Origin of the sequence: Sphingobium sp., assembly GCF_033795625.1 — a bacterium.
Lineage (GTDB): Bacteria > Pseudomonadota > Alphaproteobacteria > Sphingomonadales > Sphingomonadaceae > Sphingobium.
Genome location: NZ_JARYGI010000027.1, coordinates 23823 through 45136 on the forward strand (window position 1 = coordinate 23823; position 21314 = coordinate 45136).

Annotated in this window: 19 protein-coding genes; 15 read left to right on the forward strand and 4 right to left on the reverse strand. The window is 63.8% G+C overall.

Features of this window, described 5'->3' with window-relative positions; all coding sequences use genetic code 11:
• Nucleotides 1-79: 79 nt before the first annotated feature.
• Together ggt and QHC67_RS13335 are read right to left on the reverse strand one after the other, a co-directional pair.
• The gene (ggt, locus tag QHC67_RS13330; protein WP_319295081.1) at nt 80-1747 is read right to left on the reverse strand and encodes a gamma-glutamyltransferase; all 1668 of its coding nucleotides are present in this window, start codon (nt 1745-1747) and stop codon (nt 80-82) included.
• Between the two features lie 55 nt (nt 1748-1802).
• Nucleotides 1803-2837, reverse strand: coding sequence for a quinone-dependent dihydroorotate dehydrogenase (locus QHC67_RS13335; protein ID WP_319295083.1), 1035 nt, complete (start codon nt 2835-2837; stop codon nt 1803-1805).
• A gap of 509 nt (nt 2838-3346) precedes the next feature.
• Here QHC67_RS13335 and QHC67_RS13340 point away from each other — a divergent pair.
• The 8 genes from QHC67_RS13340 to QHC67_RS13375 all read left to right on the forward strand — a co-directional run bounded on the left by QHC67_RS13340 (nt 3347) and on the right by QHC67_RS13375 (nt 9834).
• On the forward strand, nt 3347-4159 hold the full coding sequence (locus QHC67_RS13340; RefSeq protein WP_319295084.1) for an AraC family transcriptional regulator: 813 nt from the start codon (nt 3347-3349) through the stop codon (nt 4157-4159).
• A gap of 97 nt (nt 4160-4256) precedes the next feature.
• Nucleotides 4257-4676: an SUF system Fe-S cluster assembly regulator gene (locus QHC67_RS13345; RefSeq protein ID WP_319295086.1), complete on the forward strand. Its 420-nt coding sequence runs from the start codon at nt 4257-4259 to the stop codon at nt 4674-4676.
• Nucleotides 4673-6157 carry a Fe-S cluster assembly protein SufB gene (gene sufB, locus QHC67_RS13350; RefSeq protein ID WP_319295088.1) on the forward strand — a complete coding sequence of 495 codons (1485 nt, stop codon included), beginning with the start codon at nt 4673-4675 and terminating at the stop codon, nt 6155-6157. Before QHC67_RS13345 ends, sufB begins: the two co-directional genes overlap by 4 nt.
• 48 nt (nt 6158-6205) lie before the next feature.
• A complete protein-coding gene (gene sufC / locus QHC67_RS13355) occupies nt 6206-6967 on the forward strand; it encodes a Fe-S cluster assembly ATPase SufC (protein WP_319295090.1) in 762 nt (253 codons plus the stop codon).
• The gene (locus QHC67_RS13360; protein ID WP_319295093.1) at nt 6964-7716 is read left to right on the forward strand and encodes a SufD family Fe-S cluster assembly protein; all 753 of its coding nucleotides are present in this window, start codon (nt 6964-6966) and stop codon (nt 7714-7716) included. The genes sufC and QHC67_RS13360 overlap by 4 nt, the downstream gene beginning before the upstream one ends.
• The gene (locus QHC67_RS13365) at nt 7713-9014 is read left to right on the forward strand and encodes a cysteine desulfurase (RefSeq protein WP_319295095.1); all 1302 of its coding nucleotides are present in this window, start codon (nt 7713-7715) and stop codon (nt 9012-9014) included. Before QHC67_RS13360 ends, QHC67_RS13365 begins: the two co-directional genes overlap by 4 nt.
• On the forward strand, nt 9011-9475 hold the full coding sequence (locus QHC67_RS13370) for an SUF system Fe-S cluster assembly protein (protein ID WP_319295097.1): 465 nt from the start codon (nt 9011-9013) through the stop codon (nt 9473-9475). The genes QHC67_RS13365 and QHC67_RS13370 overlap by 4 nt, the downstream gene beginning before the upstream one ends.
• Nucleotides 9475-9834 carry an iron-sulfur cluster assembly accessory protein gene (locus QHC67_RS13375; RefSeq protein WP_319295099.1) on the forward strand — a complete coding sequence of 120 codons (360 nt, stop codon included), beginning with the start codon at nt 9475-9477 and terminating at the stop codon, nt 9832-9834. The genes QHC67_RS13370 and QHC67_RS13375 overlap by 1 nt, the downstream gene beginning before the upstream one ends.
• On the opposite strand, the gene QHC67_RS13380 is transcribed toward QHC67_RS13375, so the two are convergent.
• Complete coding sequence (locus QHC67_RS13380) at nt 9831-12143, reverse strand: S8 family serine peptidase (RefSeq protein WP_319295101.1); 2313 nt, start codon at nt 12141-12143, stop codon at nt 9831-9833. The genes QHC67_RS13375 and QHC67_RS13380 overlap by 4 nt on opposite strands.
• 106 nt (nt 12144-12249) lie before the next feature.
• On the opposite strand from QHC67_RS13380, the gene QHC67_RS13385 reads away from it, so the two are divergent.
• The 5 genes from QHC67_RS13385 to QHC67_RS13405 all read left to right on the forward strand — a co-directional run bounded on the left by QHC67_RS13385 (nt 12250) and on the right by QHC67_RS13405 (nt 18147).
• Nucleotides 12250-12927, forward strand: a complete 678-nt coding sequence (locus QHC67_RS13385) for a pyrimidine 5'-nucleotidase (protein ID WP_319295103.1) — start codon at nt 12250-12252, stop codon at nt 12925-12927.
• Between the two features lies 1 nt (nt 12928).
• Nucleotides 12929-13768: a 2,3,4,5-tetrahydropyridine-2,6-dicarboxylate N-succinyltransferase gene (gene dapD / locus QHC67_RS13390; protein WP_319295105.1), complete on the forward strand. Its 840-nt coding sequence runs from the start codon at nt 12929-12931 to the stop codon at nt 13766-13768.
• Between the two features lie 60 nt (nt 13769-13828).
• Nucleotides 13829-15661 (forward strand): ABC transporter ATP-binding protein/permease, encoded by a 1833-nt coding sequence (locus QHC67_RS13395; protein ID WP_319295107.1) that lies wholly within the window; start codon nt 13829-13831, stop codon nt 15659-15661.
• 203 nt (nt 15662-15864) lie between these two features.
• Nucleotides 15865-17634, forward strand: coding sequence for a DNA helicase RecQ (gene recQ, locus QHC67_RS13400; RefSeq protein WP_319295109.1), 1770 nt, complete (start codon nt 15865-15867; stop codon nt 17632-17634).
• Nucleotides 17635-17709: 75 nt separating this feature from the next.
• Nucleotides 17710-18147: a TIGR01244 family sulfur transferase gene (locus QHC67_RS13405; RefSeq protein ID WP_319295117.1), complete on the forward strand. Its 438-nt coding sequence runs from the start codon at nt 17710-17712 to the stop codon at nt 18145-18147.
• 623 nt (nt 18148-18770) lie between these two features.
• Here QHC67_RS13405 and QHC67_RS13410 read toward each other — a convergent pair.
• Nucleotides 18771-20405 (reverse strand): helicase HerA-like domain-containing protein, encoded by a 1635-nt coding sequence (locus QHC67_RS13410; RefSeq protein WP_319295111.1) that lies wholly within the window; start codon nt 20403-20405, stop codon nt 18771-18773.
• 272 nt (nt 20406-20677) lie between these two features.
• On the opposite strand from QHC67_RS13410, the gene QHC67_RS13415 reads away from it, so the two are divergent.
• Both QHC67_RS13415 and QHC67_RS13420 read left to right on the forward strand, forming a co-directional pair.
• Complete coding sequence (locus QHC67_RS13415) at nt 20678-20986, forward strand: Arm DNA-binding domain-containing protein (protein ID WP_319295113.1); 309 nt, start codon at nt 20678-20680, stop codon at nt 20984-20986.
• 26 nt (nt 20987-21012) lie between these two features.
• Nucleotides 21013-21249, forward strand: coding sequence for a phage integrase central domain-containing protein (locus QHC67_RS13420; protein ID WP_413818542.1), 237 nt, complete (start codon nt 21013-21015; stop codon nt 21247-21249).
• Nucleotides 21250-21314: the final 65 nt, after the last annotated feature.

A 21314-nucleotide genomic window follows, 5' to 3' on the forward strand; every position in this document is an offset into this window, starting at 1 on the left:
TGCGGCTTATGCGCCCATCATGCGGTCGGATTGCCGATCCCAACAGCTATATCGTTCGCTTCGCCGGAGGGCCACCTTGCTATTCGGTGCGCGACTCGCCGGGGCTGCGTGGATCGGCGGCACCCACCCAGTGGCCGTTTTCCAGGGCGGCGGCGTTGGCCTTGAGCCCCAGCTTGGCGACGGCGACAGTGTGGCCCAGTGATTCGAGCGGCGCTTTGAGAGGCTCCAGAGCGGTGCCCTGTTCCAGAATCAGGCCATCCTTGTTGAAATAGATAAGGCCAAGCCCAATAGCGTCTTCAGCGGAGAGCCCCCAGTCCAGCCGCGCGATCAGGGCTTTTGCGACTTGCATGATGATCGTCTTCCCGCCTGCCGCGCCTACGGTGAACACGGGCTTTCCCGCGGCATCATAAACGATGGTAGGCGCCATCGAGGACAGCGGCCGCTTGCCTGCTTCCACGCGGTTGGCGACGGCGACACCGTCTTTCTCCGGCGCGAAGGTAAAGTCGGTCAGTTCGTTGTTGAGCATATAGCCGTTGACGATGAGCTGGCTGCCGAACGGGCTTTCGACCGTGGAGGTCATGCTTGCGACATTGCCTGCGCGGTCGACCGCGATGAAGTGCGTCGTTCCGGCGACTTCGGATGACAGGGCAGGCGTGCGTGGCTTGGCGCCGGGAGGCGTGCCTGCCGCGTAATTGGACAGCGTTTTCGAGATGGACAGCAGGCGTGAGCGCGTTTCGATATAGGCAGGATCGATCAGCCCGGCGACGGGAACCTCGACGAAATCGCGGTCTGCGAGGTATTTCTCGCGGTCGGCATAGGCAAGCTGCATGGCTTCCGCGATCAGGTGCCAAGCAATCGGGCTGTCCTTGCCCAGAGCCTTCATGTCGAAACGCTCGATCATGCCGAGGATCTGCAGCACGGTGATCCCGCCGGAAGAGGGTGGGCCCATGCCGCATATCGTGAACTGACGATAAGGGCCGCAGATCGGGGGCCGCTCCTTCGCCTGATAGCCCGCAAGATCGGCGGTGGTCAGCGGCACCGGGTTTTTCGGGGCACTGGTGACGGCGGCGGCGATGGCTTCGGCATTGGGGCCGCTGTAGAAGGCGGCGGGGCCTTTGGCGGCGATGTCCTTCAGGATCTTGGCGAGCGCGGGGTTGCGGACATGCGTGCCCACCGGAACCGGTGCGCCATCCTTCCAGTAGAGTTTCTGGACTTCCGGGAAGTCGGCCCAGATTTTCTGGACGGAGCCAAGCGAATTGAACAGCCGCGGCGTCACGTCATAACCGTCTTCGGCCAGGCGAATGGCGGGGGCGAACAGTGCGGCCCATGGCAGCTTGCCCCATTTGGCATGCGCTTTCGCCATCAGGGCGACGTTTCCCGGAACGCCAACGGAATAGCCTCCCGGCCACGCTTCCATGAATGGCAGCGGTTTGCCGTCCGCTCCGACAAAGCGGGTGGGGGTGGCTGCTGCAGGCGCTGTTTCGCGACCGTCGATCGTATCGGTGATGCCAGTCGACGCCTGATGGTGAACGAGGAACCCGCCACCACCGATGCCGCTCGATTGCGGTTCGACTACAGTGAGCGCCAGCATCATCGCCATCGCCGCATCGGTGGCACTGCCGCCCTCGCGCAGGATTTGCAGGCCGGCGTCGCTCGCCCTCGGGTCTGCGGATGTCACCACCCCCTGAGCAGCGGCCGGAACCGGCAGGAATACAAGGACCAAGATTAGGAAAAAGCGCTGGATCATTGCCGGAGACTATCCGTCAACGTTCAGAGGGCAAGTGTTTTGTTGCAGGTGCGAACTATGCGTCTATGCCGATGGCCTGGCTGATGTTCGTAAAGCCATCCTGCAGCAGTCGTTGCTTCAGGCCCGCGTGGATCGTTCGCGCCAGCATCGGCCCTTCATAGACCAGAGCGGAATATAACTGGAGCAAGGATGCGCCAGCCCGGATGCGCTGATAGGCATGGTCGGCAGTTGAAATACCGCCGACGCTGATCAGCGGGACGGCGGTGCCGAGGACCGAACGGAAATCGCGCAGCCTTTGCAGGGATTGGGCTTGGAGCGGGGCTCCTGACAATCCGCCTGTTTCCTGCGCATGGCGCGATTTCAGCGGAGGTCTGGCGATCGTCGTGTTCGACACGATGAGGGCGTCGACGCGATGTTCGATACAGGCATCGGCGATGTCGCGAATGTCTTCGGCTTCCAGGTCCGGCGCCACCTTCAGGAAGATCGGCGTAGCGTCTCCGCCCCGGGCCTGCATCACCGCAGCCAACAAGGCGTCCAGCGCCCCCTTGTCCTGCAATGCTCGGAGGCCGGGCGTATTGGGAGAGGAAATGTTGATCGTAAGATAGTCGGCAAAGGGCGCCATGGCTCTGACGCCGGTGACATAATCCGCTGTCCGGTCGACGGCATCCTTGTTGGCGCCGATATTGATGCCGATCACGGAATTGCGCCGGGCGAGCTTCGAAAGACGGGCCGCTGCTTTCGCCTGTCCCTCGTTATTGAACCCCATCCTGTTGATCACTGCCCGATCCTCCGTCAGCCTGAACAGGCGCGGCTTGGGATTGCCCGCTTGTGGCAGCGGCGTAAGAGTGCCCAGTTCAGCAAAGCCAAACCCCAGGGCGTGCATCTTGTGAGCGACGACCCCGTTCTTGTCGAAACCTGCCGCCAAACCGACCGGCGCAGCAAAATCCAGGCCCGCTACTACGTTCGAGAGCACCGGGTCAGCCCGAAGGCGAGTCGTGGCGGGCACCCACTGAAGTATTTTGAGGGTCATCTCATGCGCCTGTTCGGCGTCCAGGCGGAACAGGAGCGGGCGAAAAAGGGAATAGGCCATCGCTGCGCTAATACATGTGCGGGAACCCACGTCAAAAGAAGGAGCGTTGCGATACGAGCGTTCGGGCGCAACAATCTAACAGCAGTTGCGCCGAGAGGTGCGGAAAATACGGCGAGGATGTCGATTCTGTACAATAAAACGTCCGGCAACTTGATCTAAACCGCCGCCGCGACCCGAAGGGCTCTAGTCGAATGACAGGAGACCTTTTCCTGGACCCGAGCGGCCATCCGTTCGGGTCTTTTTTTTTTTATCCGATCCGGACTCAGCCCAACTTTTGCGCGATGTAGCCCACAAAACAGATTGCGTGGCGCACGACACCGCGCAATGACTGGTAACGGAGGGATAGCACGCGATGAATATCGGTCTGACACATCAAAGTTCGACGCGCGAAATGCCCGACTTGATCGTGAACATCATTGCCATGAAGCGGTAACCACGTGGGGCTACGTAGTGAACACTTAGCCGCTGATCCTGCCGTAGACCTGCACTATTTTGCGCCTCCCGAGTCGATGCGCAACTATTTCGGCGCAGCCTATCGCTTCACGACGACCATTGCCCCTTATGCGGATGTGACGCGTGCCGATGCCGGGCAACTGCGGTTCATGCTCCGTGGTTCAGGCGAATATGCCTTCCATAACGGTAATCAGGCCGCCACCCCGGCCGTATGTCTTCTGGGGCCCACCATGGGTGCTACAAGCTTTCGGCTTGGCGAGCCAGCGGACGTATGGGGCATTTCCCTGTTACCGTTGGGATGGGTTGCACTGGAGAGCGGCGACGTCAGCGAACTGACGGACAATCTGGCCGACATGGCCGCGACACGCAGTGCCGACTATCGCGAATTTCTGGAACATCTGCAGGCGCTCCGCCATGACAATCAGGCAGTCGCCGCTGATATCTGGCAATTCCTACAGGCGCATCTACGGCCAGTTTCGCCATCCATGCTCGGCCTGGTGAGTGCGGTGGACGCATGGCTGGCGAGGGACGGCTCCCCCAATGTGGCCGACTTGGTTGCGGCTACCGGTCTTTCCAATCGGCAGGTCGCCCGGCTGACCAACCGCCTTTATGGCGGCCCGCCCAAACTGCTGGCCCGAAAATATCGCGCGTTGCGTTGTGCAGTGAGGATCGCCGTCGATCAAACGCCTTGGCAGGAACTGTGCGACGCTTCGACATTCTACGACCAGTCCCACTTCATTCGCGAGATCAAGCATTTCGTCGGCCTAACGCCGCATCAGTTGATGACGGATCCGACGGAGGTGGCCAGATTGACGTTGCAACGGCGCGACATGGGCCTGGCGATGGCGGAGATCAATCGGATCAGCTGAAAGGCCATTGTTGGCGATCTTCAACATAAGGTTGATTTCCGCCGCGTTCACGACCACATGCCCAATCGGAACAATTTACTCCGATTGGGATTCGCCGATGCGGCTTTCAAGCCTTGCCGATTATGCGATCGTCGTCATGTCTGCCGCCGCTGCGCGTGCGGATGAAGATGCGCGGCTGTCGGCAACCGATATCGCGTTGCGCACGGGAGTGCCGCTGCCCACCGCCCAGAAGCTGCTCGGGCGGTTGGCGGTGGCGGGATTGCTTGAGTCGGCACGTGGCGCCGGGGGCGGGTTTGCTTTGGCGCGGTCAGCGGACAGCATCAGCCTTGCTGACATCGTCGAGGCGGTGGAAGGTCCGATCGCTATGACCGCCTGTGTGGAGGAAGGTGCCGCACGCCATGATTGTGCACTGGAAAGCAGTTGCCGCGTTCGTCCGCATTGGGGTGCCGTCAATGGCGCCATTCGAGGGGCGCTAGCCGGCGTGTCGCTGAACAGCCTGTCAAGAGAAGCCGTATGACCGAAGATATCACCACTGTCCGCAACGCCGAAGCGCAGGAAGCCGTCGATCGCGCCTCCACCTACGAATTCGGGTGGGCGAGCGACATCGAGCAGGACTTCGCACCCAAGGGACTGAACGAAGATACCGTGCGGTTCATTTCGGCAAAAAAGAACGAGCCGCAGTGGATGCTGGACTGGCGGCTGAAGGCGTTCGCCATGTGGCAGAAGATGACGGCGCCGGACTGGGCCAAGCTGAACGTGCCCCCGATCGATTATCAGGACGCCTATTACTACGCCGCGCCCAAGGCGAAGCCGGAACTCAATTCGCTGGATGAAGTCGATCCGGAGATCCTTCGGACTTATGAGAAGCTGGGTATCCCGATCGCCGAGCAGGAAGTGCTTGCGGGCGTCAAGGGATCGCGCAAGATCGCAGTGGATGCGGTGTTCGACAGCGTTTCCGTCGCGACGACCTTCCGCAAGGAGTTGGAGGAAGCGGGCGTCATCTTCCGCTCGATCAGCGAAGCGGTGCGGGAATATCCGGAGCTGGTGAAGGCGTGGCTCGGCAAGATCGTGCCGATGCATGACAATTACTTTGCTACGCTGAACTGCGCTGTCTTTTCGGACGGGACGTTCGTCTACATTCCCGAGGGCGTACGTTGCCCGATGGAGCTTTCCACCTATTTCCGGATCAATGCGGAGAATACCGGGCAATTCGAGCGAACGCTGATCGTTGCGGAGAAGGGCAGCTATGTGTCCTATCTGGAAGGCTGCACCGCGCCGATGCGCGACGAGAACCAGTTGCACGCCGCGGTGGTCGAACTGGTCGCGCTGGACGATGCCGAGATCAAATATTCGACCGTGCAGAACTGGTATCCGGGCGACGCGGAGGGCAAGGGCGGCATCTATAATTTCGTGACCAAGCGCGGGCTATGCCAGGGCAAGAACAGCAAGATCAGCTGGACCCAGGTCGAGACCGGCAGCGCGATAACGTGGAAATATCCCTCCTGCGTGCTGGCGGGCGAGAACAGCGTCGGGGAGTTCTACTCCGTCGCGCTCACCAACAACATGCAGCAGGCCGATACCGGCACGAAGATGATCCATCTGGGCAAGGGGTCCCGGTCTACCATCGTGTCGAAGGGGATCAGTGCGGGCCGGTCGAACAATACGTATCGCGGGCTGGTGCGCGTCGGCGCGACGGCGGAGGGCGTGCGCAACTTCACGCAGTGCGACAGCCTGCTGCTGGGCGACCAGTGCGGCGCGCATACCGTGCCCTATATCGAAGTGAAGAACCCCTCGGCGCAGATCGAGCATGAGGCGACGACGTCGAAGATCTCCGACGACCAACTGTTCTACGCGATGCAGCGCGGGCTGGACACGGAGAGCGCGGTGTCGCTGATCGTGAATGGCTTTGCGAAGGAAGTGCTGCAGCAACTGCCGATGGAGTTCGCGGTCGAGGCGCAGAAGCTGCTGGGGATTTCGCTGGAGGGGAGCGTAGGGTGATTACCTGCCGTTTCGCCGCCGCACATGAATTTAGTGAATTGAGAGCCAATGCTTAATATCGATAACCTCACCAACGCCATCGACGGCAAGGCCATCCTCAAGGGTCTGTCGCTCACCCTGAATGCTGGGGAAATCCATGCGATCATGGGGCCCAATGGTGCGGGCAAGTCCACATTGGCTTATACGCTGGGCGGGCGGCCTGGTTATGAAGTGACGGGCGGCAGCGCTACATTCGAGGGTGCGGACCTGTTCGGCATGGACCCGCATGAGCGCGCGGCGGCGGGGCTGTTCCTGGGGTTCCAGTACCCGGTCGAGATTCCGGGTGTGTCCAATCTCCAGTTCCTGCGCGAGAGCCTGAACAGCCAGCGCAAGGCGCGGGGCGAGGCTCCGCTGTCCGGGGGCGAGTTCATCAAGCTGGCCAAGGAGAAGGCGGCGCTGCTCGGCCTCGACATGGAAATGCTGAAGCGGCCGGTGAATGTCGGCTTTTCGGGCGGCGAGAAGAAGCGGAACGAGATGGTGCAGATGGGCATCCTCGATCCCAGGCTCGCGATCCTCGACGAGACCGACAGCGGACTCGATATCGACGCGCTGAAGATCGTTGGCGCGGGGATCAATGCGATCATGCGCAAACCCGACAAGGCCGTGCTGCTGATCACCCATTACCAGCGGCTGCTGGATTATGTGCAGCCCGATTTCGTGCATGTTCTGGCGGGCGGTCGGATCGTGAAGAGCGGCGGGCCGGAGCTGGCGCTGGAACTGGAGCGCGAGGGCTATGCCGATGTTGTCGGGGCCGAGGTGCTTGCGGCGTGAATGCGGTAGCCCTTCCGACGCGGCGAGACGAGGCTTGGCGTTATAGCGACCTCGACGCCGTGGCAGCGGCTTGGCCCGTTGCGCCCGCGACGCGGATCAGCGTGGCGGCTGGGGAGGTCGCGCATCACCATCTGTTGCAGGATGCTGCCGATGGCGCGACGGCGATCCATGACTATGAAATCGGCGTTGCAGATGGCGCGGCTTGTCATTTCCATGTTTTGAATATTGGCGGGGCTTTCGGGCGGATCGCGCTGAACGTGACGCTGGGCGAAGGCGCGCATTTCGAATTGGGCGGCGCGATCATCGGTGGCGACAGCCAGACACTGGAGATCGTCACTACGCTCACCCATGCGCAGCCCAATGCGACAAGCGAACAGGTGATCCGGTCGATCCTCGCGGGGCGCGCCACGGGCACGTATATGGGCAAGATCACCGTGGCGCGTGGCGCGCAGAAGACGGATGCGGCGCAGTCGGTAAAGGCGATGCTGCTGGACCGCACCGCGACGGCGAATGCGAAGCCTGAACTTGAGATCTATGCGGACGACGTGAAGTGCGCGCATGGGGCTACCGTGGGCGAGCTGGACAAGGCGGCGTTGTTCTACATGGCCTCGCGCGGCATGGACCCGGCGACTGCGCGGACATTGTTGTTGCAGTCGTTCATCGCGGGCGTGTTCGACAGCGTAGCGGATGAAGCGGTGCGGGAGCGGCTGGAGACGGCGGCGCTGGCGAAGCTGGAGGTGCTGGTATGAGCACCACATCCTCTCCGTTCGGGCTGAGCTTGTCGAAGGGTTCCACTGAGCACAGCGAAGTGCCTTCACTTCGTTCAGGCGAAGGCTTCGACAGGCTCAGCCCGAGCGGGGTTGGGGGGTATCGCGGCGATTTCCCCGGCGTGCTGGACTGGCATTATCTCGATACCGCAGCGACGGCGCAGAAGCCAAGGCAAGTGATCGACGCGATCGCGCGGGCCTATGGCGGGGATTATGCGACGGTGCATCGCGGGGTCTATGCGCGCTCGGCGAACATGACGCTGGGCTATGAGGCGGCGCGGCGGAAGGTTGCGGACTTTCTGGGCGCGGCATCGGACAGCGAGATCGTGTTCACGCGCGGCGCGACCGAGGGGATCAACCTCGTCGCGCAAAGCTGGGGTGGGGCGAACCTGAAGGCGGGGGACCGGATCCTGCTGTCGATGCTGGAGCACCACAGCAATATCGTGCCTTGGCAGCTGATCGCAGAGAAGGTTGGCGCCTCCATCGACGTGGTGCCGCTGACTGACGATGGCCAGATCGATCTCGACGCGATGGCGGCGATGATTACACCTGCGCACAAGATGGTGGCGCTGGCGCATGTGTCCAATGTGCTGGGATCGGTGCTGGATGCGCGCCGTGCCGCCGACATTGCGCATTCCGTGGGGGCAAAGCTGTTGCTGGACGGTTGTCAGGCGGTGCCGCGCTTGGCGGTAGACGTGCAGGCGCTTGATTGCGACTTCTACGTGATGTCGGCGCACAAGCTTTATGGGCCGACAGGGATCGGGGCGCTGTGGGCGCGGCAGGAGATACTCGACGCGATGCCGCCCTGGCAGGGCGGCGGGTCGATGATTGACAAGGTGACGTTCGAGAAGACGACCTACGCCCCCGCGCCTACGCGGTTCGAGGCGGGGACGCCGCATATCGTCGGCGCGATCGGTCTGGCGGCGGCGATCGACTATGTGCAGGCGATCGGTCTCGACACTATTCATGCGCATGAATGTGCGTTGGTAGGGCAGGCTCGCGAGGCGCTGCACGGGCTGAATTCGGTGCGAGTGTTCGGGCCGGAAAATTCCGCGGGCATCCTGAGTTTCGAAGTCGTGGGGGTGCATCCGCACGACGTCGGCACCATATTGGATGAGGAAGGCGTCGCGATCCGGGCCGGGCACCATTGCGCGCAGCCGCTGATGCGGGCGCTGGGAGTCGAGGCTACGGCGCGGGCAAGTTTCGGCATCTACAATGACGAAAGCGATGTTGCGGCACTGGTGCGTGGCATCGAACGGGTAAGGAAGATCTTCGGATGAGCGAAGAAGTGAAGATTGCAGTCGAGGAAGTCAGCACGGTCGCAGCGCCGCCAAAGGCGCGTGTCGATGAGGCCGATGCTTCCGGCGAGCGCAGGCGCGATTATCTGGATGGGTTCCTCACGGCCAAGCCCGCCGAACCGGCACAGGGCGAGCCCGGCGGGAGTGTCTATGATGGCATCATTGAGGCGCTGAAGGATATTTACGATCCGGAAATCCCGGTGAACATCTACGATCTGGGGCTGATATATGGGGTCGATGTCACCGATGATGGCCATGCGGTGGTCACGATGACGCTGACGACGCCGCATTGCCCGGTCGCCGAGTCCATGCCCGCCGAAGTCGAACTGCGCGTCGGCGCCGTGCCGGGGGTAGGGGATGCAGAGGTCAACCTCGTCTGGGACCCGCCATGGGACCCCGCCAAGATGAGCGACGAAGCCAAGCTCGAACTGGGGATGCTGTGATGTCCACCGAAGTCAAAACCCGCGCGCGTCCTGCCGCTGTTCTGCTCACGGCCAATGCCGAGCAGCGCATTGCGGACCTGATGGCCAAGGCTCCGGAAGGGGCCATCGGCGTCAAGCTATCGACGCCCCGGCGTGGCTGTTCGGGGCTGGCCTATTCCGTCGATTACGTCAGCGAGGAAGCCAAGTTCGACGAGAAGATCGAGACGCCGGGCGGCACCTTCTACATCGATGGCGGATCGGTGCTGTATCTGATCGGCTCCACCATGGATTGGGTGGAGGATGATTTTTCGGCCGGGTTCGTGTTCAATAATCCCAATGCCACGGGAAGCTGCGGCTGCGGCGAGAGCTTCACGATCTAGAAGCTCAGCGCGTATCGCATCGCGCCGCCCAGTTCATCGGAGAACCAGGCGAGATTGCCGCTCTGCCTGCGCCAGTACAGATTGGACGTCAGCCATCCCGGCCCGATCGGGAGCGAATAGACGGCCTCCTGATCGATCTGCCGTCCTTGCGGCGCGAGGCCCAGGCGGACGAGATTCATCGAAGCCGATCGCGTACCGTAGTCGTAAGCTGTCGGCAGATTAAGCCGCAGCCCGCCCGTCTCGACCCGCAGGGGCTGCGACAGGCGAAGCGCAAAGCGATCGGCGGTGTCGAACAGACCGGCGCGCTCGGCGTCCACTGCCCAGGCATTGCTGGTGAGACGCGCGCGCGATCCCGCTCTGCTGTTCGTGCTGGTCCAGCCTTGCCGGAGAGATAATCCGAAGCCCCATCCATTGCCCGCATCGAAGCGCGCCGCGGCGTCGAGGAACAGGCTGCGGCCGGAGAGCATTCCCACGGCCGGAGAAAAGCGGGCGCCGAGCAACGTGCCGTCCTCGCGCAGATAGGTGAGACCCGTCTGCAGATGCCACGCTCCGGCATCGGCCGACAGGGCGAGGCCCAGCGTCGAATATCGCTCTCGGTCGGCTGGGTCGGAGAGGGCTTTGACGATATCCCTGCGCTGCCAGACGCGGCCACTTTCGCCGGTTGCGGTGAGTGCGAGGCCTCCGCCCAGCGCGTGCTGAACGCCGACGCTGCTGGCCGCGACATGATCAAAGCCGAACTGGCCCTGTACCCTGCCGGCGATGAGGAAGGCGGGTTGGACAGCGCCTGCCATACGGGCGGCGATGCTGGAGCCGCCTTCGGAGAAGCCGAGGGCGACGGTGGTGCCGCGTCCCAGCCGCGTAAGGATCGATCCCGACAGCGTGCGGGCACGGGCGGCATCCTGTTCGGTCAAGGTCAGCTGCCGTGCATCGATGGAGCGGTCGCGACCGGGCGCGATGGTCATGGCCACCGATAGCGGACCGGCGGAGGCGGAGATCGAGCGCGCGCGGCTCTGCAATGCAGGGGCAAGATTGAGGTTCGGGGTGGCGCGCTCAAGCGTCTGCCGGATGTCCACGCCATAAGCGCGGCCGAGGCTGTCCAGCGCCACGACCTGCGGCGATGCCTGTCCCGCCGCGTCGCCCATGGCCGGAGACAGGGTGCCATTGGCGGTGAACGACAAGGGGATGGCGCTGCCCGCCAGACTAGTCGGTCCCAGCGGCGCGAAGGCGCGGGCGATGTTCAATATGCCCCGGCCATAGACGGCGTCTGGACCTGAATCGCCCGCATCGGTGGCGCTGGTGAGCAGCAGATTGACTATCTGCGTTCCGCTGAGATTGGGGAAGGCCTGCGCCAGCAGGGCGGCGGCTCCGGCGATCTGCGGCGCGGAGAAGGAGGTGCCGCTGTAGAGGAACTGCGCGCCAGTATGATCCTGGGACAGGACCCGCTCGCCCAGCGCGGACAGCGTGGATTGCTCATAGCCCTGCGCGCCGTCGGAGAAGCTGCTGTGCACGCCACTGGCATCGACGGACGCCGCGATGATGACGAGGCCGCGGCCCTGATTGGCGTTCACGATCGAGGTCGCGAAATCGTCGGGAACCGGCGTTCCGTCGTTGCCCGATGAGACGACGATGATGATCCCGGCCGCCGTTGCCCGGTCTACCGCGTCCCTCAACGTGGGGGGAACGCCGCCTCCGCCGAGCGAGATGTTGACGACCCGTGCGCCGCTGACGCGGGCATGATCGAGCGCCCGCGTGATCGCGCGCGTATCGTGCTGGCAGCCGCTCTCCGGGTTCGCCGGGTCCTCCGTGGCGCAGGTGCCTGCGGTGTCGGTGCGCAGCGCAAGGATCGTGGATTCCCACGCGACTCCCAAGGTCCTGCGGTCGTTTCGCGCAGCCGCGAGCACCGTGGCCACCGCGGTCCCGTGCCCGCCGACATCCTCGATCGAGCCGTTGTTGGCGAAATCCTGCGATGCCGTGCTGATCCGGCCCGCGAATTCCGCATTGGCAGTGGCGATGCCGCTGTCGATGATGCCGACCGTGATGCCCTTGCCGCTGGCGCCCTCCCGATAGGCAGTGATGGCGCCGTGCTCTACCGGGCCATCGGAGCGGCGATATTCGGCGGTGTCGTAATTGGTTGCCGTGGGCGTGGGCGTCGGGGCTGGCGCGGGCGCGGGCGTCACGATCGGTGCAGGCGGGGGTGTCGGCGTCGAGTTCACGCCGCTCCCTCCGCCGCCACAGGCCGACAGGGCGCAGCTGGCGAGCAACGCCATATAGGGAGCAGTTCGGCAAGCAGGACCGACACGGATAGACATGAACCAACGCCTCTGAGAATCTCGTCCGTTGTATCCTGCCCGATGGCGATGAACATTAATTTAAGCGTCGCTTGCCCTTCAAGCCTGCCGCGCCTAGTCAGCCGCCATGCGCGCGGATTTCGCTCATATCGACAACTGGATCTTCGATCTCGACAATACGCTGTACCCGGCGAAGGCGGACCTGTTCGGCCTGATCGACATCAAGATGGGCGAGTTCATCCAGACGCTGCTCGGGTGCGATCCGGTGGAGGCGCGGCGCGTGCAGAAGGGGTATTTCCTGGAGCATGGCACGACGCTCGCCGGGTTGATGCGCGATCACGGGACCGACCCGCACAGCTTCCTCGATTATGTGCATGACATCTCGCTGGACCGGATCGTCGAGGATCATGAGCTGATCGACCATATCGCGGCGCTGCCGGGGCGCAGGCTGATCTTCACCAATGGCGATGCGGCCTATGCAGGGCGCGTGCTGGCGAAGCTGGGCCTGGCGGACGCGTTCGAGCTGATCCACGACATCCATGCCTGCGCCTATGTGCCCAAGCCCGATCCTTCGGGCTATGCGGCGCTGTGCGAGCGGCACGATGTCGATCCGGCGCGGAGCGTCTTCTTCGAGGATATGGCGCGGAACCTGAAGCCTGCCAAGGTTATCGGCATGGCAACGGTGTGGGTGAACAATGGATCGGAAGCAGGCGATGTCGGCGCTCATGCCGATTTCATCGATTATGAGACAGAGCATCTGACGCCATTTCTGGGGGACGTACTTCAGGGAAATACAGGGGATTGAGATGAGCGACGCACTGATTGCCACGATTGACGCAGCCTGGGAGGCGCGGGCCGATATCGGTATCTCGACCGGCGGAGAGGTGCGGGATGCGGTCGTGGAGGCGCTGCGGTTGCTGGACGCGGGCGAGGCGCGCGTGGCGGAGCCGGTCGCGGACGGCTGGCAGGTCAATCAGTGGCTGAAGAAGGCGGTGCTGCTTTCCTTTCGCCTGAACGACAACGCGCTGATCCCAGGCGGTCCGGGCGGTGCGTTCTGGTGGGACAAGGTGCCGAGCAAGTTCGAGGGCTGGGACGAAGCGCGGTTCCGTGCTGCCGGATTCCGCGCGGTGCCGGGGGCGTTTGCGCGAGCGGGGTCGCATATCGCGAAGAACGTCATCCTGATGCCGAGCTTCGTCAACATCGGCGCATTCGTGGACGAAGGCACGATGGTCGACACCTGGGTCACGGTCGGAAGCTGCGCGCAGATCGGCAAGAACGTCCATCTTTCGGGCGGGGTCGGCATCGGCGGCGTGCTGGAGCCGTTGCAAGCGGACCCAGTGATCATCGAGGACGATTGCTTCATCGGTGCGCGGTCCGAAGTCGTCGAAGGCGTGCGGATCGGCAAGGGGTCGGTGCTGTCGATGGGCGTCTTCATCACCAGCACGACCAAGATCGTGGATCGCACCACGGGCGAGATATTCATTGGGCAAGTGCCGCCTTATTCGGTCGTCGTGCCCGGATCGCTGCCGGGCAAGCCGCTGCCGGACGGGACGCCGGGGCCGAACCTGTCCTGCGCGGTGATCGTCAAGCGCGTGGACGCGCAGACGCGCTCCAAGACCGGCATCAACGAGTTGCTGCGCGACTGATCTCTTACGGCAGCGGCGGGACCATTTGGATTTCGCCGCTGCCTACCCTACATGCGGGCAATGCCTCCCGATAATCCCACGTCTCTCGGGCCGCGCGAGGATGCGCCGCCCGCCTGGGCAACGCTCCGCCGGTTCTTCGTCTATCTGTGGCCCGCCGATTCGCGGGCGCTGCGCGTGCGTGTCGTGCTGGCGATGGTGCTGGTGGTGCTGGCCAAGGCGACGGCGTTTGCGATGCCGTTCGCCTACAAGGCCGCGATCGACCGGATGGCGCCGGGGCTGGAGCCGGTGGCGGGCCTCGCCATTGCGCTGGTCGGCGCTTACGCGCTGGCGCGGTTCGTGTCGGTGGTGTTCGACAATGTGCGCAATGTCGTGTTCGAGCGCGTCGGCCAGGAAGCGACCCGGCGGCTGGCTGAGCATGTGTTCGGGCATCTGCACCGCCTGTCGCTGCGCTTCCATCTGGACCGCAAGACGGGTGCCGTCACCAAGATCGTGGAGCGCGGGACCAAGAGCATCGACACGATGCTGTACTTCCTGCTGTTCAACATCGCGCCGACGGTGCTGGAACTGGCGGCAGTCTGCGTGTTCTTCCAGCTGAAGTTCGGCTTCGGCATGGTCGCGGCGACGCTGGTCATGGTCGGCCTGTATATCTGGTTCACGCGGACGGTGACGGAGTGGCGCAACCAGCTGCGGCGGGACATGGTGGACCTCGACACCGGGGCGGTCGCGCATGCCGTGGACAGCCTGCTGAACTTCGAGACGGTCAAGTATTTCGGGGCCGAGGCGCGCGAGGCGGAGCGGTACGGCACGGCGATGCGGCGCTATGCGGCGGCGGCGGTCAAGTCGGAGAACAGCCTGGCGTGGCTGAATATCGGGCAATCGCTGATCACCAACCTGATGATGGCGGGGGCGATGGCCTATACCGTCTGGGGGTGGAGCCGGGGGACGTTCAGTACCGGCGACGTGGTGCTGGTGAACGGATTGCTGACGCAGCTTTTCCGGCCGCTCGATCTGCTGGGCATGGTGTATCGCACGATCCGGCAGGGGCTGATCGACATGGAGGCGATGTTCAATCTGGTCGACACGCCGCAGGAGATCCGGGATGTGCCGGGCGCTCCCGCGCTGCATGTGGGACAGGCCGAAGTCCGGTTCGACAATGTGGTGTTCGGATATGATCCGGAGCGCGAGATATTGCATGGGGTGAGCTTCACGATTCCCGCGGGCAAGACGCTGGCGATCGTCGGGCCGTCCGGGGCGGGCAAGTCCACGATTGCACGGCTGCTGTTCCGCTTTTACGAGATCCAGTCGGGGCGTATCCTGATCGACGGGCAGGATATCGCGAAGGTGCAGCAGGACAGTTTGCGCGCCGCCATCGGCATCGTGCCGCAGGACATGGTGCTGTTCAACGATACGGTGGGCTATAATATCGGCTATGGCCGGGCGGGGGCTGATCGCGCGGAGATCGAGGCGGCGGCGAAGGGCGCTTCGATCCACGAGTTCGTGTTGTCGCTGCCGGAAGGCTATGACACGCGGGTCGGCGAGCGGGGGCTGAAGCTGTCGGGTGGCGAGAAACAGCGCGTGGCGATCGCGCGGACGCTGGTGAAGAACCCGCCGATCCTGGTGCTGGACGAGGCGACGAGCGCGCTGGACAGCCGCACCGAGGAAGCGATCCAGGGCGTGCTGGGGGAGATTGCGCGGCGGCGCACGACGATCATCGTCGCGCATCGGCTCTCGACCGTCGTGGAGGCGGACGAAATCATCGTGCTGGACAGCGGGCGCGTGCGGGAGCGGGGCACCCATGCCCAACTGCTGCGGGCGGGCGACCTCTATGCGTCGATGTGGGCGCGGCAGGCGCAGGAGCGGGAGACGGTGGAGGGCGAGGCAGTGGAGGCGTAGGGGTTTCTTTCCGCACGCCGTTCGTCCTGAGTAATCACTGAGCTTGTCGAAGTGATGTATCGAAGGATTATGCGCGGCGCCAAATGCTTCGATACGGGTCTTCGACTTCGCTCAGCCCCTACTCAGCACGAACGGGTTGGGAAACGAAGGTGTGACCACCAAACCAATTGCGCCACAGCCCACCGGTATCTAAGCCCCCACCAATGCCCCGCGATCCGCGCCAGCTTCTGCACGACATATTCGGCTTTCCCGCTTTTCGCGGCGTGCAGGCGCAGGTCGTCGCGCGCGTCATGGCAGGCAAGCGGACGCTGGCGATCATGCCGACCGGGGCGGGCAAGTCGCTGTGCTATCAGCTTCCGGCGGTGGCGTTCGACGGATGCTGCGTCGTGGTGTCGCCGCTGATCGCGCTGATGCACGACCAGTTGCGGGCGGCGCAGGCCGTGGGCATTCGCGCCGCCAGCCTGACGTCGGTGGATGCGGACTGGCGCGAGACGCAGGACCGGCTGCGCAATGGTGACCTCGACCTGCTCTATGTCGCGCCGGAGCGGGCGAGCGGCGAGGGATTCCGGTCGCTGCTGCGCTCGGCAGAGATTGCCCTGTTCGCCATTGACGAGGCGCATTGCGTATCGGAATGGGGGCATGACTTCCGGCCCGACTATCGGCTGCTCCGGCCGTTGCTGGACGAGTTTCCGGAGGTGCCGCGCCTCGCCCTGACGGCGACGGCGGACGCGCACACGCGAGAGGACATCCTCAAGCAGCTCGGGATTCCGGCTGACGGCATGATCATCTCGGGCTTCGACCGGCCCAATATCCGCTACGCCGTGCATCCGCGCGATGGCCTGAGCAAGCAGATCGCCGAGTTGCTGGCCGCTCAGCCGGGGCCGGGGATCGTCTACGCGCAAACCCGCGCGGCGACCGAGAAGATGGCGGCGAGCCTGTCCGCTGGCGGGCGGCGGCAGGTGCGCGCTTATCATGCGGGGCTGGACCCCTCCGTGCGGAGCGCCAATCAGGCGGCCTTCATCGCCAGCGAGGACATGGTGATGGTGGCGACGGTCGCGTTCGGCATGGGCATCGACAAGCCCGACGTGCGGTTCGTGGCGCATGCCGGGCTGCCCAAGTCTATCGAGGGCTATTATCAGGAGTCGGGCCGCGCGGGCCGCGACGGCGAACCGGCAGAGGCGCATCTGTTCTGGGGCGCGGAGGACTTCGCCCGCGCCCGCCAGCGGATCATGGAAGTCGAGCAGGCTCGGCAGGCTGGCGAGCGGGCGCGGATATCGGCATTGGGCGCGCTGGTGGAGACGGGGGGATGCCGCCGCGCGGTACTGCTGCGGCATTTCGGCGAGGACCCGCCCGCGACCTGCGGAAATTGCGACAACTGCCTCTCCCCGCCCGCCAGCATCGACGCGACCGAGACGGCGCGCAAGTTCCTGTCGGCCGTGTACCGGACGGGGCAGAGCTTCGGCGTGCAGCATATCGAGGCAGTGCTGACCGGCGCGGCCAACGACAAGGTGCGGCAGCGCGGGCATGACCGGCTGTCGGTGTCGGGCATCGTGTCGGGCGAGGAGACGGCGCTGCTGCGGCCGGTATCGCGGGCGCTGCTGATCCGCGATGCGCTGGAGACGAACGAGCATGGCGGGCTGATGCTGGGGCCGAACGCGCGGCCGATCCTGCGCGGCGAGGAGGCGGTGTCGCTGGTGCTGCCGCCCAAGCGCGTGCGGCGGCGCAGCGGGCGGGACGCCGGGGCCAATCCGAGCGACGACCCGCTGTTCGATGCGCTGCGGGCGTGCCGGCGGGAACTTGCGAAGGAGGCAGGGGTGCCGCCTTATGTGGTGTTCCACGATTCGACGCTGCGGGAAATGGCGGAGTATCGGCCCGACAGCCTGTCCGCTTTGGGGACGATCAGCGGCGTCGGAACGCGCAAGCTGGAGGCTTATGGCGACGCGTTTCTGGCCGTGCTGCGGCAATATGGCTGAGGGCCTGGTTCGCCGCGCTTGAAAGCCGGGGATGGATTGGGCATGGATTTGCGCCTGATTGCAAAGGATGCGCCCATGTTCCGCCAAGTCACCGACACGCTCTATGTTTCGCCGCAAATCACGGTGGCGGAGATCGATATGGCCAAGGCGCTGGGCGTGACGATGGTGGTGAACAACCGGCCCGAAGGCGAGGAGCCGGGCCAGCCGACAGGCGCACAGATCGAGGCGGCGGCGCGGGCAGCGGGGCTGGATTATGCCGCGGTGCCGGTGACGCATGCGGGCTTCGCGCCGTGGCAACTGGATGGCATGGCGGCGGCGCTGGAGCAGGCGGGCCAAGGTCCTGATGCTGGCAAGGTGCTGGCCTATTGCCGGTCGGGCACGCGGAGCACTTTGTTGTGGGCGTTGACGCGGGCGCGGGCCGGGGATGATGTGGAGGCATTGTCCGCGCAGGCGGCGGCGGCGGGGTACGACTTGGCGCCGATCCGGCAGATCATGGATGCGGTCAGGGGTTGAGGCGCGGCGTTCGGGTATCGCGGCACCCCGCCGATCCGTTCGGGCTGAGCGAAGTCGAAGCCTTGTCCTGAACGCAAGTGAAGATGCTTCGCCTGCGCTCAGCCTGACCCTTCGACTTCGCTCAGGGCGAACGGGGGTGGGTGCGTGCCCTTGCGAAGGGGTGGAGTGCCTCATCCAACTTCTCAGCCTGGAGAAAGTTGGGCGTGTTGGATCGTGGCGCTTGGGCGCGCGTGTCCGGAAACTCATTAAGAAGGATGACGGTCGGCGCGTCCTTGCCTCGGTCACCCAGGCTCGACGACTTGGTAGTGGTAGTCATGATAAAGCGTCGAGGCTTTATGGTTTGGCATCCCGGCGGGTCTGCTGCTCCCTTTCGGGCATTTGGAGGCAATTACTGGTTAGCCGCTGACGCGACGCCCCTACAGTCCTCGGTACCAGGTATGCCGGCAGTATTGCGGATATCCGTCTTCATGCTGGATGGTTCCGCGCCGACCGCTCCTGCACGACACCGCCGCGCAGGAACCTTCACTTGCCTTCGCCGTGATCAGGAGCGTTGGAAGTGATGACGCGTATAACCTATATGGTTCATGATGTCAAGGTGATTGATGCATCGGCCGTGGCGCATATTATTTGAACAAGCTGCCCAATATGCCGCGGACCAGACTTCCCGCTATCCCGCCGGAGGTGGATTTGCGGCGGCTCGATCCGCCGAACACCACCTTGGTTAGTTCACTCGCGACCTGTCGTCCCACGGTGGAGGCGGCGGAGCGCGTGGCGGACTGGACGGCGCGGCCAAGGGCGGACGGCTTTGTAGCTTCGCGGGCGGCGGCGGCGTCGGCGCGAGCCTGTTCCTTCAGTTGGGCTTCTTGCTGCTTGGCCTCGATCTTTGCCTGGGCTGCGGCCGCCTTGTCGGACTCTGCCTGCGCCTTGGCGGCGGTCGCGGCAGCGGCGGCGGCATTGCCGCGCGCGGCGAGGATTTCTTCGGCGGATTCGCGGTCGACCGCATCGTCATATTTACCCGCGACCGGCGAGATCGACTGGATGATCGCGCGTTCCTTGGCGTCCACCGGCCCCAATCGCGAACGGGGCGGGGCGATCAGGGTGCGCTGAACCATCGAGGGGGAGCCATCCTCCTGCAGGACCGACACCAGCGCTTCGCCGGTCTTCAGTTCGGTGATGGCCGTGGCGATGTCGAGAGCGGGATTGATGCGGAAGGTCTCCGCCGCCGCCTTGATCGCCTTCTGGTCGCGAGGGGTGAAGGCGCGCAGCGCGTGCTGGACGCGATTGCCGAGCTGGCCGGCAACGTCTTCGGGAATGTCGATGGGGTTCTGGGTGATGAAGTAGATGCCCACACCCTTGGATCGGATCAGGCGGACGACCTGCTCGATCTTGTCGGTCAGCGCCTTGGGCGCGTCGTCGAACAGCAGGTGCGCTTCGTCGAAGAAGAAGACGAGGACCGGCTTTTCCGGGTCGCCGACTTCGGGCAGCGTCTCGAACAATTCGGACATCAGCCAGAGCAGGAATGTCGAATAGAGCTTCGGGCTCTGCATCAGCCTGTCGGCGGCAAGGATGTTGATGTAGCCGCGGCCCTGATCGTCAGTCTTCAGCAAGTCGTGAATGTCGAGCGCCGGTTCGCCGAAGAAATGCTTGGCCCCCTGGCTGTCGAGTTGCAGCAACTGGCGCTGGATGGTGCCGACGCTGGCCTTGGTGACATTGCCGTATTTTGCGGAGAGCATGTCGGCGTTCTCCGCACAATAAGCGAGCATCGACTGGAGATCGTCGAGGTCGAGGAGCAGCAGTCCCTCCTCGTCGGCATAGCGGAAGGCGATCGAGAGCACGCCTTCCTGCGTCTCGTTGAGGTTCATCAGGCGGGCGAGGAGCAGCGGCCCCATCTCGCTGACGGTGGTGCGGATCGGATGGCCCTGCTCGCCATACAGGTCCCAGAAGATCGCGGGATTGTCGGCATAGGCGTAGTTTTCGAGGCCGACTTCCCTGGCGCGCGAAACCAGCTTGTCGGCGTTCTTGAAGGTCGGCGACCCGGCCATGGATATGCCGGAAAGGTCGCCTTTGACATCGGAGACGAAGACCGGCACGCCAGCGGCGGAGAAGCCTTCCGCTATGCCCTGAAGCGTGACGGTCTTGCCGGTGCCGGTCGCGCCCGCAATCAGGCCGTGGCGATTGGCGCGCTTGAGGTTCAGGGACTGCGGGGCGGCGCTGCCGGGGGCGTCAGGAGCCAGCCCAAGAAATATGCCGTCGCTCATAAGAAAACTCCCCGTCCGCACTTTCCCGGAGACTAGCCATAAGCGGCAGTCATGGGAAGGGCGGACGGGGAGCCGGTTCGATGCCGGTCCCGGGCACCATTTGTTCTTTTTTGAGCATCCAGCAACATCCACTGCCATCCCAAAAATGGCGGAAAACATGGGTTTTTGAGAAGCCCATCGTCCCCGCACGTCCCCGGGGGTACACTGGCAGCCACCCCTCTGTGATGGTATTTTGATGGTATTCCGAAAAATACCATCGCGGAGATACCATCATGGCGCTCACCGTTACGGCAATAAATGCTGCAAAATCAAAGGATAAGACCTACAAGCTGGCCGATGGTCTGGGGCTGTATCTCTTGGTTGCGCCCACAGGGGGCCGCCTATGGCGCATGAACTATCGGTTTTTGGGGCAACAGAAGACGCTTTCTTTAGGAAGCTACCCTGATGTGTCTCTCGCGAAGGCTCGCGAAAAGAGATCGGTTGCTCGAGAGGCGTTAGCAGATGGCCGCGATCCTATCGAAGTCCGCAAGGCCAATCTTCGCGAAGCGAAAGCCAAGTCGGTTGAGACGTTCAAGCTATAGCCGATGAATGGCTTGCCCGGCTTGAGATCGAGGGGCGTGCGCCGAAGACGCTCCAGAAAATGCGCTGGATGCTAGACCTCGCCTATCCGCTTATCGGCAACCGACCGATCGCAGATCTGGCGGCGCCCGAACTGCTCGAAGTCTTGCGCAAGGTAGAGGTGCGCGGAAGATATGAAACTGCCAACCGCCTCCGCAGTACATTTGGAACGATCTACCGATACGCGATCGTGACCGGCCGCGCGCAAAGAGATGTGGACTTGTAACGGTTTTGTGCCGGTCACCTATCTCATTATGCCACCTTGGCTTCGAACGCGAGTGGGCTGATGCC